Source organism: Geobacillus thermocatenulatus, from assembly GCF_002217655.1.
GTDB lineage: Bacteria > Bacillota > Bacilli > Bacillales > Anoxybacillaceae > Geobacillus > Geobacillus thermocatenulatus.
In genome coordinates, this window is the sequence record NZ_NEWK01000002.1 from 1,535,492 (window position 1) to 1,549,686 (window position 14,195).

Consider the following 14,195-nt stretch of genomic DNA (forward strand, 5'->3'; position numbering starts at 1 on the left):
AGCGTATCCAGTCCTTAAAGTCACTGCATCCAAACAATATTGCACCCGTTGCTCAAAGCGATATAAGTGTTGACGGTCGCATAAACAGGAGAATCGTTCATGTTAATAATCACGCTCGTTTTGCCCCGGAGCGTCAGACGCCGTTCTCTGTCAAATTCTAGAGGCAAGTCCTCTTTAACCAATCGATAAGCTCCTTCCGCCACAGGCGCCAGGTCAATGCTCTTCACGGAGTGTACAGGCAATACAGATGACACCATCACCGATTTCTCTTCTCTTCTCTCTTCCCCTTCCCAGACGCCCCCATACTGCAGCCACCCTAAGTTGTAAGCGGTGCCCAGCGCCACAGAGATTCCTAGACTACCGTAGCCTCCCGATGTAGAAACCGCCATAAGCTCCTCCAATCGTTGCATAATCTTCGGATTGCGATGAGAGATGTACACCCGGTAATCTAGGTATCCGTTGCGGATGTCCTGAGGCAAGACCAACTCTGTCGCCGTCTGGCTATGATTTTCCTGAGACCCGTTGCAGTCATCCCATTTTTTCACCATTAACAAATTCACTTTCTGAATCATTTTCTTGATCGGCGCATGGCTGGACACAGCAATTTGGCATTTGTCCAAAGAAAAGTCTTCGTAATAAGAGTCTCTCTCATATCCTAACAGTCCTGCCAAAACGCCAATGATCGTGGTACGTGGTGGGACTGAATAGGTCAGTGCCGAGGAATTAGAATAGTAACGTCGAAAATGAGCCATCTTGCCGCAAAGCTGAAGTTCCAACACTTGCACGCTCACGAACCTCCAAATACAGTCAATGGCTCCCACAAGTCAATCGGTTCAAAATCCGGCATCTCCGTCAGTGATTGCCGATCCGCGAACGGATGAATCCAGCCAATTACACGTTCCACATATCCTTTTTGTTTCATCTCTTTTAGAACTGATGCAAGGGCTGCAAAATCAACACGTAGATCAGAAAGACTGCGGATTGGCCTGCCTTCATCGGAATTGACTCGCAAGAAACGACGCAAGTCGCCTAGATATCCATCGAATGCCGGGGAGTACACGACTTCCAAGTAGCAAAGCGGGGTTTGCCCTTGCTTGCTGTCGGATTGATTCGCCATCATTCCTTGCACCAACGCTTTGCGGAAAATCTCACGATCCTGTTCGTTCATTCCCGTTCGTTGGGCGTTAAACTTGTTGATAGTGCCATAATGAGCGACGCAGGCATAGTGTACCTTGTACTTTTTCCCGAAAGTAGAACTGTCATCGTTCATGATCGTCGTAATCGTATTGGATTTCACCAACTCAACCGGGTGAAGTGAATATCCCCAAGTAATCTGCACTGGACCCGTATAAGTGCGAGATACATTTTCCACCGCCATCGCACTTCCAAACAGACGAATATCGATAAGCGAGCGTTTGATGATTTCAGTAAGAAAGAGATTGTGGAAATCGGTTAATGCTTGTTTTTTCTTCTTATCCCCCTTCACTTTGTCATACAAGGCAAGGATATCGTCGCTATCCGATTGTACTAGTTCATTCCAAGCCTTAGCGATCAATGGCTGTTCGGCAAGCAAATTATGAAATCGCTCTGTATCCTGCATCCACTGCTTCCGGATATGCTCAACCATTTGTGAAACCGGCACTTTCCGATCAGCCAACGTGTCCACAAAAATGGAAAACCCTTTTTGTTTGAGAAAATCGCGGCAATCCCGTTTGCGTCGTGCATCGGTAACTAGGAGTGTAGATGTCTCATAATCCATGCGCGGCTTATTCTCTTGATCCGGATCTCCGTTTGGATTGGTCATGACTGCTTCAAAGAGAAACAGAAAATCGCTATTTTGTCGAATGACCATCAAATTACAACTCCTCTCCTTATCATGGTAATTGGGCAATAGCAGAGGCAGGATCAGATTCTGTTGCATTGCCGTCCTGCTTCCTCCCTTTATGGCCAGCTAAAGCACCCACCTGATAAGCGTATCCAGACATGATATAAAAGACATTGGCATGATCGCTCAATGACCATTCTCTTTCTCTTAATGTCCCGCAATGCCGATGAAACCCTTCAATGAGCGTTTCACTGTACCAGTCAAACGCATCGTACTGGCGCAACTTGTCCAACACATCATAGTACAAACGATATACTTCCGATGCGGACATCCCTTGAAAATGAATCTTTTTGAGCACTGGTTTCGTTTTGTGACCTTTTTTATACTGCTCAACCCCCACACGATGAATCATGCAGCCAAGGTAAAATAAAGCTTTTGCTTCTGAACTGAATCCTTGGCGATCAAGAAACTGTTCAATCGCCTCCACGGATTCATATAACTGCATGTCCTGCTCCTCCATTCTGAATGGTGGTGTAAAAACAGGCCTGTCCAATATGGATAACTCCTGCAAAACTCGAATTAAAGCCAAGTACTGCATCACCATGCGCTGGATAAAAAAATCTACCTTGTCTGGATGATACTCGCCCAACCCCATGTTGCGATAGTTATCAATCTTTTCTTTGGATAATTGCGATATCCCTTTATCCAAGGCTTCAGAGGCATAATCAAACAAGGTTTCCGAACGGATGCGGTAGCCGGAGAACAAGGCTTTATAAAGCGATAAAATCCGTCCCACATTCACCTGCTCTCCCTTTTTCGTTTCACGAACTGGCACCATACGGTATATGTTGCCAAGCGACATCCCCTGCAGAAATGGCTTTAGTTGTCCACTTACTTGCCTGATCGTCCTCATAATCTGCATAAATCGCAAAGCAGGAACATCTTCGAACGTTTCCAACACAGTGAAAGAAGTGCCGTCTGTCCGATAAACAATAATGTGAATAGTAAAGTAGGGATGCTGCATCCAATCAACATCAGCCTCAACCATTTTCAGCCATTCTTCAGCTTCCGGACACTGAAACGCGAAGTCCAACTGGTCTTTAATACGGCCAATGTTATCATAAGAAAATGCATCCAGCAGTCCTTCCGGGAGAAAAAAAGCACTCTCTCTAGCAATTGAACCCTTAAACCTCTTCTCAATCAACGCCTCACCGTTCACCAAATGTCGGTAACACTCAAGGCATATGGCATAAGTGTCATCATAACTGTAACCTGCTGTCTTATACCGGGCCGAATTGATTGTAGTGGTAGTAAATACTTTATTGATTCCGGTTCGGCTAAATTTTGTCGTATACTCACTCTTCACTGAATACTTCAACTGTTGACACACATAGCACACTCGCTGCTCACCCGATAGCGAATCTTCCTCCCGCTCATCTGGCAACTCCAAATTGTTGATTTTTCGCACCAATTTCCGATAGTCTTCATACTGTGACAGGACAATACGATCTCCTTGGTCAAATACAGCGGAGATCACTAACACAAATCGGTCTTTCTTATTTCCATGCTCCAGCATGGCGCGAACAAAATCCTCATACTTAAACTCTTTGGAGCCAACGCAAATCTTTTGATTCTCCTTCTGCAAAGTGACGGATTGTCCCTCAAGAGAGCCTGGGAGTTGAAGGCGATCCAAGCGCACCTTTCCGTTCCCTTTTTTATTGCCTGTGACAATCAATTCAGCCGCTTCCATTTTTGCGATCCATTTCGACAATTGAGAACCTTCCATGTGCTGTTTCCGAAGAGCTAGTTGCAAATCGTTCCATACACTCGTCAAGAGATAGTGTAGTGATTCCACTTCTCTCACGACATGACTTTGCAAGGTGGCGGCATCATTATTCCCAAAGTACCCATATTCATACAGTATATCTTGAGAATACGGAATAGGGTCTTCGATCCGAATGAGCCGTCTCTCTAAGTCGAACGTTAAAAAAACGGCATACGCCCTCTCTTCTGATTTGATCTTCGTTTTAAGCGATTTCACCTTCGATTCAAGCGGGTCATAATCCGCAGGCACTAACGATCCGAGATGCGCTGTCAACTGCGGCAGATTCATAAACGGACACCTCCTGGTCAACGGCGGATCGGGCGAATGCATCCGAATCCGCATGAATTTTTGCCGCCAAGGCCCGCATCAACAGCAACTTGCAACAGACGAGAATCCCCCTCAAGCACAAATCGTCCGCTGTACGCTTCAATAATTGTGTTTTTATAGAGAATGATCTGCTTGTGAAAATCTCCAATTGTCTTAAGAGAGACCGGCGCGAACGACAGATTGGCCCCATATATCAGTTTTGCTTTCCTCACCAAGTTTTCAGAAATGATCCGTTGAAAATCTTTTTCATCAGGATGAAAGTATTTCGTGTATTTTCGTCCATCCGGCCGCAATAACGTGGAATAGGCGACCACTGGCGAAAGTGTCTCTATTTCAATCACAGATTGATCAACTTTAAAAATCTCGGTTTGGATGGATGCAACACGCAAACAATGGCTTCCGATGCGCATTCCCTCCATAAACAACAGTTGGGTGATTTCCCGTATAAACTGCTCAATGGGCGAAGACAAAACAAGTTGGACCTTATCTGAAAAAACCAACATTTTAGAGGCAGAGATATAATCATAGGGTCCTATCAAACGCGAGAATGAGAAGAGAGTAAATCGTCGGTGATCTACAATATACCCTTGATTATGGAGAAAATCAGCAAATTCAGGACTAAGGTGGCGGTAAATCGCCGCTTGTACGAGATGGTTGTAATTAACCGGAATCCCCCAGGGAGCGTCGTTTTGAAAGGTAATTGTAACATACATGTCTATTCCTCCGTTTTCATCCCTTGTAGGTACGATAAAAACGATGCGCGGATCAAGGTAGGTCTTGTAAATTTCACGTTTCAATCCCTCATAGGCACGATACAACCGCGCCATCCTTCCGATTTGGGTGATTGCTTCAATGTTTCAATCTCTCATAGGTTACGATACAAACCCCAAACCACGCGCATCAAATCAAGCTTTTCTCTTTAGGCTGTTTCCAAAATATCACATTTAAAAAATTCTGTCAATATGGCTCGGCCGTGTTGGCTGTAGGATTTTGGCGCAAAAGAACATTGTCGTCGATCCCCGGGGATTTTTGCACGATTGGGGGTCGACGACAATGTGGGGCTCGACGGCGAAGGGCCGTCTCACCCCTTCATCCTTTCAATCTTCTCCATCGGCAGTCCGGTCAGTTCGTGGATCGTGTCGACATCATACCCTTTCGCCAGCATTCTCTTCACCACGTCGAGCTTCCCTTCCTCGATCCCTTGTTGGCGCCCTTGTTTAATACCTTGTTTGATCCCTTGTTTGACCCCTTGTTCGATTCCCTTCTCGATTCCCTTTTCCATTCCCCGCTGTTCGTACGAGACGATGAGCTCCATCACTTGTTTCGCTTCCTTCGTCTCCATTTGGCTCACCTCGTTTCGCAGTTGGATTTCCTCCGCTTCGGACAACCGCAAATACGTTTCAAAAAAACCGAACAACAGCCGCTGTTTCGCCTCATCGAGCTCAAGGCGGACGAGCATGCGCAAAAACTCTTTTTTCACTTCGACCTTTTCTTCTTCATTATACCCCATTTTGCTTAACAAGGCAGCGGCGACGGGATTGTCATGGCGGATGTACGCGCGCCACGGCAGTTTGCAGAGCTCCACCGTCAAGTAACGAAAATCGAGAACCGTCAAAAACGGAAACTGGACGACCAATGAGGAAGGTTCATCGTGGTGTTCATCATAGCTGAAGATGGCGATCGGAACAATACGGCGGCGGTATTTTTGAAACAAGCGGCTGAAGTAGAGGAACATTCGCTCGGGGAAGGTCCGCTGTGCGTAGCTTTGGTGTTCGACATGAACAATGACGAGCCCATCTTCCCCTTTCATCTTCGTTTCCACCAACAAATCGACGCGGTGCTTCTCTCCGGCCGTCACGTCGGTAAACAGTTCTTCTGTGAGGAAAGAAAGGTGGTGAACGTCGATGTGCTCGTACACGTGGGGAAAGAAAAGAAGCAAAAACTCTTCGAAAAACGTCGACAGCAGCTCTTTGAACAACCGGTCGTGATCGATTCGCTGTTTGGCCACGTTTTCCCTCCTTGCGACATTGAATTCACGATATAATATTCGCTCTTCGCGGCGGAATTCCTTCTCATCCATTTCACGTTTTGGAGAAGGAGACCCGATCGCTCCGGGCTCCTTCTCTGGCTCGTGGATGGACTACCCGTTGATATCCTCTGTCAGCCTCCCGATAATTGCCTCTTGATACCCCGCTTTTTTCGTTTCCGCCATCTCCTCTTTCAGCGGCTGCAGCGGCGTCGACGTTACGGATGCGAGCTTGGCGAGGCGCTCGGGGGTGAGGTCGACGACAGGGTTGGCGGCCCTATAATCCTCGACGGAAAAGCGCCAAAGGGTGACGGCCTGTCCATACCGCTCCTGCAGCCGCTCTGCCATGGCCAATCCTTCTGGGTCGAAGTCGCCGGAATAATACAGCTTGGCGCCAGAGGCCGCGAGCAAATCGAGCAGCTTCATCGTCGCCAAGTTCATTTGCCCGTTCGTGCTGACAAGCGGGGCGCGGGTGTCAAGCAGCGTCGAAAAGACGCCCGCGTTTTCGACAATGTACACCGTCCCCCCATGGGCAGGGCGGGCGCGGACAAGCGATAGCACATCTCTAAGCGGCATGTTCAGCGCCGTGTTCGTCTCCCAGGCAGCGGAGAAAACAGGATGCGGTCCGTCCTTGGTTTCAGCAAGAATGTTGGCGCATGTGACAAAGTTCAGGATATCCTCACGGAGCAAGCCGACGGACTGGAGCAACTCGTTGACGCTCTCTACAGATGCCATGTCCCAGTCCCCAGGCACGGTCGCTTGCAACGCCGAAAGCAACAATCTCCCCGGTAGCGTGGACAAATCGAACGCGTGCGGGTCGCCCGCCACTTGCTGGGCAAAGAGCGGGAGGCGCATGTATGACGGGAGCGGGAGGCGGCCCAAAGCGGCGCTGACAAGGCGGAGGGCCTCCTCCAGGCTGCGGCGGTCGGTTTCGTACGCCGTTTGGACGAAGCGCTGAGGGCGGACCGACTCAACCCAATGATGCTCCTCGGTCAGACGCGCAAAAAAACGATCCCGTTCCTCTTCCTCCGCCTGGCGCCGTTCTTTGTTTGAGACAAGCGGGGCGCCGAAGTACTGTTCAAGCAGCTCGACAAGCCCAACGCCCGCAAACCTCGTCTGTCCGAGCTGTTTTTCAAACGCGATAAGGGAGACGCGGGAGACGTCTTTGCCGAAAAAGGCGGCCACCGCCTCCCGCTCTTCATCGGTGAACGCCTCTAAAGACACCGCACCGCCGACGCGGCCGAGCGACTCGTACTTGTGCTTCATCTCGATAAACAGACGGCGGAAGCCCGGTTCAGAGCGGAAAAAGGCAGCCGCCTCCTTGGCCGTGCTCACGTCTCGATCGTCTCCCATTCTTTATCATTGACCATCAGCTGTTTGACGCGGCCGTTCCAACGGTAATGAATGACGGTCACAAACGACGCATTGCGCGGGCGGACGAGTTCGCAAATGGACAAAGCGGGCACGGTGTCGTAGTCGCCCCAAAGCGCCTGCGAGTTCATGATGTAGTTAAAGCCGAGCTGTTCGACAAGTCCAAACAGGTTGCGGATGTTGTTTTCGTCAACGCCGGCGAACGCCTCGTCGAGCGAAATGATGTACGGGGCGTCATCGCCCGCTTCTTGGTAGCGCGAATACGCCGCGGCGAAAAGGGGAATGTACATCGCCATCGCCTTTTCCCCGCCGCTGAATTGGTAAAAACGGTGGTTCGTCAGCTCGCGTTTCGGCTCATTTGTTTTTTCATAGTACAAGGTGAAGGCAAACCATTTCCGATAGTCGAGCACTTCTTTAATAATTTGATGGAGTGTGTTGCCTTGGCCGCGCTCCTCAAGCAATTCGCGGGCGCGGGCGATTTTCGAGCGGAAATGGTTCGTCACCCGCTGCAAATCTTCCTCTTTCAACAGCCGCGAATCGATCCGCAACAGACGGACCAACTCTTTCGTATCCAGCTCCGCTTCCGTCTCCGCCGTTTTCGGCTTCCATTGAATGGACAGCACGAGCCCTGATGACGTGTCGAGACCTCCCATCAGTTTGTTCATATCGCTCACCCACCGCTCGGCGCGCTGGATGCGGCTGCGCAAAATGCGGCCGACTGATTTTAAAATGACGTCCTCATACAGCTCGCGGTCTTGCTCCTTCATATACTCGTGCTGCAAGGCGATGTCGCGCTCCACCTCGGCGAGCACGGCAAACGGCGTGGCACGCTGGCCTTTGTAGTCGAGATAAATGACATGCCGTTCTTGTTTTTCCCGCCAATCGGCCGCTTTCATCGCCATCTCGTCGTCTGGGGCGGCGGCGATCCATTCGGACTCCTTTTGTTCCGCCAGCCGCTCGAACGTCGCCCGGTATTCGGTCAAGTTGGACGACTCTTGGAAGAAGACGGTGTTCAGCCGCGCCAAAAGCGAGGAACGCGTCTCTTTTAACACTGTTTCATACCGTTGTTTCGCTTCTCTGGCCTGCTCCAAAAGCGAACGTGAACGATCAAGATCCACGAGCCCAAGCGCCGCTTCATCGGCAAACGACCGCTCCCACATGGCGGCCAGCTGGCAGGCGAACTCTTCCCGTTGCGCTCCTTTTTCCCGCTCTTCGACTAAGCGCATGAGGCGCTGTTCCGTCCGCGCCCGTTCGTTGACAAGGCGCGGAATTTCTTGGCGCAAAAACGCCAATCGTTCTTGGATGCGGGCGATTTCCGCGCGAATGTCATCCGCTCCCATTTGGGCGAGCGTCCGTTCCATCTCAACGATCTCCAAGGAGATCCGCTCTTTTTCATCCCGAATCCGATTTCGTTCGCCTTTCGCTTCGTCGATCTCCGTTTCCAGCGCCGCGAGCCGCTCGCGCTGTTGGGCGATCATGGCCTCGGTATGGCGCGTTTCGCGGTAAAGCACTTCGAGTTCGTGCAAATGGCGGACGTACGATTTCATGGCGAGCTGGGCTTGTTCGCAGCCGTCCAAGGTAAAAGCCAAATCAAGCTCGGCCGACTCGTCATGGAGCTGTTGTTTGATTTGTTTCCATTCGCGCGCGAGGAGGGCGGCTTTTTCTTCTTGCCGCTTCCATTCCCGTTCTTTGCTTTCGGCTTGGCGGCGGGCTTCTTGCCCTTCCTCAAACGCGGTGCGCACATCGCGGTCCGATGGGAAGGACACAAACCAGTCGGCAAGCGCTTGGATGGCCGCTCCCACCGCCTGATGCTCACGACGTAGACGGTCGATCTCTTGTCCCACAGCGGCGATCTCGGCTTCCAGCGCCGCGATGTTCTCAAGCCGCCACCGCTCCCGCGCCGCACGGCCGATGAACATCGCCCGCGCTCTCCGCGGCGCATGGCCACGGACAAGGCCGAGCGAATAGCGTCCTGTTTCGTCGATCGTCATGCCGCCTTTTTGTTCCGCATCGGTGATCACGATGCTTCGGAGCACTTCGTCAATCCGCTCCGCCGACACAGGGGCATCCGCATCTGGGCGCAAATAATCGGCCAACGTATGCACCATATGAACCGGTTTCGGGATGAGCACACGGTCGCAGTCGACGTCGACATCGCGGGCCGCAATGAGGGCGTCAAGCAACCCAGCGTGCGAAAGCGCCGATTCGATCCGCTCGCGCACATCGTCAGGCACATCGTCGACAAATTCGACCGCGGCATAAAACGGGACAAACGGAATCCCTTCCCGTTCCAATGCCAAGCGGGCGGCTGTCGTTTGTTCATCCCGTTCGGGTTCAGGGTCGCGTTGTTCCCGCCATTGACGCAGTTCGGCCTCACGTTCTGCCCGTTTCTCTTCCAACAGACGGATGTCATGTTCGAGCCGCCATTTCTCATCCTTTTTCTTACCGACGGCATCGTAATACGCTTGAACGAACGGGCGCTTCAGATCATCGAGCGAATACAGCTCATAGAGGGCGCCCATTTGTCGCAAAAACGCCTGAATGTCCGCTTCGGAAACGTCGATTCCTCCTTGCTCGACCCAGGCAAGCACGGCTTGTTCAAACCGCTCTTTCTCCTGCTCGAGCAGCTCTTCCCATTTCTGTTGCTGATGACGCCATTCGTCCATTTCCCGCCGCCGCTCGCCCGCTTCGGTGCTCGCTTCTTCATAGCGTCGTTTCACATCGTCATGCCTGCGCCAAAGGCGCGCCAACTCCTCGAGCTGCTCGATATGGCGGTCAGCTTCCTGTTTCCAAGCGGCAAACGAAAACTCTTGTTGCTTTTGGCGATGGCGGTGAAAATCGTCTTCGTTCGTTTCATGCAAAGAAAAGGCTCCTTCTTCCGCATCCGCTCGCAGCTGCGCCAACTCGTCTTCAAGTTTCCGTTCAAGGTCATCCAGCCGCGCTTCCGATTCATCGAGGCGGCGGCGATGTTGGCGTTCCAGCCGTTCTTTTTCCGCGATCGTCTGCTCGTGCCGCTCCCACCGCTCCTGCAGACGCTCCCTCTCCGATTTCAACTGTTCATACTTCTCCGCTTGCTGGAACACTTCGTGGCCAGCCAAGTCGATTTCGCGTGAACGCAGCACGTCTTCTTCACGGCGGAGGCGGGTGATGGACTCATCAAGCTCATCAAGCGTCTTTCGCGCCTGCTCTTCTTCATCGTGAAGGCGGTGTTGTGCAGCAGCGAGCTGTTCGGCTTGCTTGACCGCTTTTACGTATTCTGTCGCCTTTTCGGCGATCATATATTCGTTGTAAAGGCGGTATTGATCGCAAAGACGCTTCAACGCCCGCTCGTCGCGTTCGAGCTGCTCAAGCTGCTGCTTCGCCTGGTCCATGTTTTCGATCGTGTCCGATAAATGGCGGAGCTCGTCGTCGGTCAACGGAGGCAGCGAGCTTTCCAAAATTTCATAAATCACGGTCGGCTTAAAGTCTTTGGACAGCTTCGGGCTGCGCAGTTGAATGAGCAGCTCGATCAATTCTTGAAACGCCTCAAGCGATTCAAAGCGAAACACATGCTTATTGACGAGCTCCATATAGTCTTTTTGCGTCTCGACGACCGTCCCGCCCGCGCCGAGCGCTGTGGCCAGCTCCCGCTTGGTCAGCGGGATTTTTTCACCTGTTTTTTCTTGTTTATACAACTGAAGGTCATAGCCGATGCGGCGGTTGTCAAAGAGGACAAACCCCCAGAAATCGAGGCTTTTTTGCCGCTTCGCGCGCAGGCCGATGCCCGTTGTGACGTATTGGTCGGATTCTTTCCGTTTATATTCCAAAAACAAATACCCGGTCCGCTCATCGCGATTGACGACATCTTTTTCCCCAAGCAAGTAGTCTTCCATGCGCCGCGCCCGTGAACCGAACGGATCGAGGCGATCGGGCGTCTTCTTGCCGTCTAAAAGCACCGGGATCAAGCTTTGCATCGTCACCGACTTGCCCGCCCCGTTGCTTCCCCGCAAGAGCAGCTTACCGTCAGCGAAATGAAAATACTGCTCGTCGTAATACCAAAAATTAATCAGCCCCGCACGATGAAGCACCCATGGATTCGCCATGTTCTCCTCCCTCTTTCGCGTCAAAATCATCCGGATACCGTCCCGACATCCGCCCGAGGAGGGGATAAAGGACGATCATTCCGGTGTCGTGCTCCACATCGGCCATGCGCCATTCGTTGAGCGCCGAAAGCACTTCGCGGACAAGCTCGGCAGCCGACATGTCGCGGTACGTTTTCCCCCACCCAGCCCCGTAGCGGCGCCGGCAATCGGCAAGCCAGGCGGAAAATTGTTCAGGCGTCAATCGTATGCGGCCGTATTCATCCGGCGGATATTCCCCAAGCCGCTCGCGCACCAAGGCGGCAAAATGAAGGATGACCTCCGACGTTCCTTTCTGATCAGGAAATACGGTGTACGGCGCCTGCCGTTCGGGAAGCGTCAACATGGCGGCGTTTTTGTACAATTCATACCGAAACGGCGTATGCGCTTCGATATCATCCCGCAGCCGATGGCGGAAGTTGCGCAAGTAGTAAAAGTCTTGCTCGTCCCCTTCCGTCCGGTGCACCGCCGGGGATAAAAACAGCTTTCGATACAGGCGATGGCGCCGATAATCTTGCGGTGATGCTTTCCACTCCTCGGCGAGCAATTCGTCGATCGATTCATATTGCAACAAATCTTTCGGATACGTGCGCATAAAATAACGAGCCAACACTGGCACTTCGTACAACGCCTCTTCCTCCACATGCTGGGCGAACGCCTCAATCTCCCCATCCATCCGGCGGACGAGTCCGATTTGTTCCGCCGTTTTCAACACGCGGATGAGCGCGCGCCGATGCGAATAGTTCGTCCAATCGACCGGTAGATCACCCGGGTACATGGCGCGGATTTCTTCACATACGTCAGAAAGCAAAAACTTTTCTTCCACTGCTTTTCCTTCCAAATACGCCATCAAACAGCAAAACAACGCATAGTCAAGCGGCTCTTGAAACGACTCGATGCCCATCCACGGCTCCGGTTCGGCGGGAATTTTCTCGAGCTTGGCAAAATAGCGGTGAACGATGAGCCGATAGCCAAACTTCTCCTCCACATACTTTTTCAACACATGTTCGCGCTCACGGACGAGCTGATACAAATCCGGCTCTTTGTCGCGAATGATCCAAAATTGTTCGAACAGCGCGGCGAGCGCCTCTTTCGCCTTGTCGTCAAACGCCGTTTCCATCCTCACTCACCTCGCGAAAGCACATGAATTTCGTAGTTCGGCATTACGAGTTCTCCATCTTCTGCGCGAAGGCAAATCGTCCCCTCTTTGTTCACCACGTTGACAACCCACCCGTTTTCCGTCTTCATTGCTTGCCCCTCGCGCCCCATCGCTTTGGCGATCCAGCCGAGCAGCGTTTTCCGTACGTATGGGGTCACCTCAGGAAGGTCGGCAAGCACGATTTTCCCGTCGGTCACAAATTGCTTCAGCTCGGCTTCCTCGCGCGCTTTTTCTTCCAAATAGCGAAGACGCGCTTCTTCTTTCTCCCGTTCTTTGTCTTCAATCGCCTGCGGCTTTTTCTTTTCCCCATAATGGCGGACGCGCGGTTTCGTCACCCACTCGGCTGGCGGCTCGTCCCATACGTCGCGGTATATGTTGTCTGTCGCCCCGAAATCGGCGACGAGATGTTTCGTATGGAAGCAACCGAACACGACCGCTGACAGGCAGTGCGCCTCTTCAATCGATTCAAGGCGGGAAAACCAACGGGCCAAATGCAAGTAGTCGCCTTTGCGGCTGCGAAAATGGTGATGCCGCTCGCCAAGCCGTTGCACGACGCGCGTCAGGCGGCGAATCGCCTCATTCGTCTGGTATTGCAAAAACGAAAGCTCGCTCTCGCGCCCATCGCGGCCTAAAAACCATTCGCACAGGCTGCGCCACGTCTCCCATTTTTCTTCAATCTGGACAGCGCGCGGCGGCAGCGCATCGGCAAAGCGAGGGATGGACCTCTCATAGTCGACGACATGCTCGATGAACTGCCGAACCCCGTCTTCCGGCAAGTCTTCAAGCAATTGCTCAATCTGCATCGACGTTTTTTGCAAGGCGACGATAAAATCGCGCAAATAAGCAGTAAACTGCTCTTTATAAACGAGAAACGACTCCGATGTCATCCGCTCTTCCAAATTTTCACCGTGCAAATAAGCGATATAGTCGGCGGAATTTTGGATGATTTTTTTGAAATAATCGAACGTCTCTTCCCATACTTGATGCATTTCATCCGGCTGCTCTTGAAAATCAGAGGCGATGATCGTTTCCATGCGAGAAAGAGAGGCATACAAACGGTCAAACCGCGTTCTCTCGAGCGACCCCCCAAATGAATCCCCAAGCTGCTCGAGCGTGCGGATCATCCGTTCGATTTCGACCGTGTACGGGCTGCATTGATAGCGGAACCGCTTTTTCTTAAACTCTTCAATCGTCCGCACGTGAGAAGTCTCTTGACGGGCGATCAAGTTGTTCCATTTGACGAGCTGGTCGAGGTCTTGCTGCAGCTCTTCCTCAGTGTAATCGGCAAACTCCTCGTGCTGCTTTAAAAAGGCGTACACTTCTTCCGGAAACAAATATTGCCGCATCCGCTCGTGCTGAATGTAGAAATAGCGCAAAATCGCCCGGTAGCGGTGCGCGTTTTCCGTCGATAAATATTTTGTTTCGACAATGGGCTTCAACCACGTGGCGTCCATCTCCGTCCACCTTTGCTTCGGTTTTTTCCTATGTTTATTGTAACGATTTTCTCCGCTCTTTTTCTAGCAAAAACCGTTTTCCTATTTTTT

At 51.8% G+C, this 14,195-nt stretch carries 9 protein-coding genes; all 9 read right to left on the minus strand.

Annotated features, from left to right (window positions below; all coding sequences use genetic code 11):
• Positions 1-20: 20 nt before the first annotated feature.
• Positions 21-785, minus strand: coding sequence for a CRISPR-associated protein Cas5 (gene cas5, locus B9L19_RS16755; RefSeq protein ID WP_047752357.1), 765 nt, complete (start codon positions 783-785; stop codon positions 21-23).
• A gap of 2 nt (positions 786-787) precedes the next feature.
• Positions 788-1,852, minus strand: coding sequence for a CRISPR-associated protein (locus B9L19_RS16760; protein WP_047752358.1), 1,065 nt, complete (start codon positions 1,850-1,852; stop codon positions 788-790).
• A 22-nt stretch (positions 1,853-1,874) separates the two neighbouring features.
• On the minus strand, positions 1,875-3,938 hold the full coding sequence (locus B9L19_RS16765; protein ID WP_053004368.1) for a TM1802 family CRISPR-associated protein: 2,064 nt from the start codon (positions 3,936-3,938) through the stop codon (positions 1,875-1,877).
• 17 nt (positions 3,939-3,955) lie between these two features.
• Positions 3,956-4,804: a CRISPR-associated endoribonuclease Cas6 gene (gene cas6, locus B9L19_RS16770; protein WP_082131153.1), complete on the minus strand. Its 849-nt coding sequence runs from the start codon at positions 4,802-4,804 to the stop codon at positions 3,956-3,958.
• A 254-nt stretch (positions 4,805-5,058) separates the two neighbouring features.
• On the minus strand, positions 5,059-5,985 hold the full coding sequence (locus B9L19_RS16775) for an Rpn family recombination-promoting nuclease/putative transposase (protein WP_047752359.1): 927 nt from the start codon (positions 5,983-5,985) through the stop codon (positions 5,059-5,061).
• A gap of 132 nt (positions 5,986-6,117) precedes the next feature.
• Entirely contained in the window at positions 6,118-7,338 is a 1,221-nt protein-coding gene (locus B9L19_RS16780; RefSeq protein WP_047752360.1) for a TIGR02679 family protein, read from the minus strand.
• Positions 7,335-11,456, minus strand: a complete 4,122-nt coding sequence (locus B9L19_RS16785; protein ID WP_047752361.1) for a TIGR02680 family protein — start codon at positions 11,454-11,456, stop codon at positions 7,335-7,337. The genes B9L19_RS16780 and B9L19_RS16785 overlap by 4 nt, the downstream gene beginning before the upstream one ends.
• Positions 11,416-12,612 (minus strand): TIGR02678 family protein, encoded by a 1,197-nt coding sequence (locus tag B9L19_RS16790; protein WP_014194803.1) that lies wholly within the window; start codon positions 12,610-12,612, stop codon positions 11,416-11,418. Before B9L19_RS16790 ends, B9L19_RS16785 begins: the two co-directional genes overlap by 41 nt.
• Positions 12,613-12,614: 2 nt before the next feature.
• Positions 12,615-14,105: a TIGR02677 family protein gene (locus B9L19_RS16795; RefSeq protein WP_014194802.1), complete on the minus strand. Its 1,491-nt coding sequence runs from the start codon at positions 14,103-14,105 to the stop codon at positions 12,615-12,617.
• Positions 14,106-14,195: the final 90 nt, after the last annotated feature.

Bases quoted from the DNA above. Each gene is read 5' to 3' on its own strand.
- B9L19_RS16760 (WP_047752358.1), bottom strand. From the start codon at position 1,852: ATGGTCATTCGACAAAATAGCGATTTTCTGTTTCTCTTTGAAGCAGTC.
- B9L19_RS16765 (WP_053004368.1), bottom strand. From the start codon at position 3,938: ATGAATCTGCCGCAGTTGACAGCGCATCTCGGATCGTTAGTGCCTGCG.
- cas6 (WP_082131153.1), bottom strand. From the start codon at position 4,804: ATGGCGCGGTTGTATCGTGCCTATGAGGGATTGAAACGTGAAATTTAC.
- B9L19_RS16785 (WP_047752361.1), bottom strand. From the start codon at position 11,456: ATGGCGAATCCATGGGTGCTTCATCGTGCGGGGCTGATTAATTTTTGG.
- B9L19_RS16790 (WP_014194803.1), bottom strand. From the start codon at position 12,612: ATGGAAACGGCGTTTGACGACAAGGCGAAAGAGGCGCTCGCCGCGCTG.
- B9L19_RS16795 (WP_014194802.1), bottom strand. From the start codon at position 14,105: ATGGACGCCACGTGGTTGAAGCCCATTGTCGAAACAAAATATTTATCG.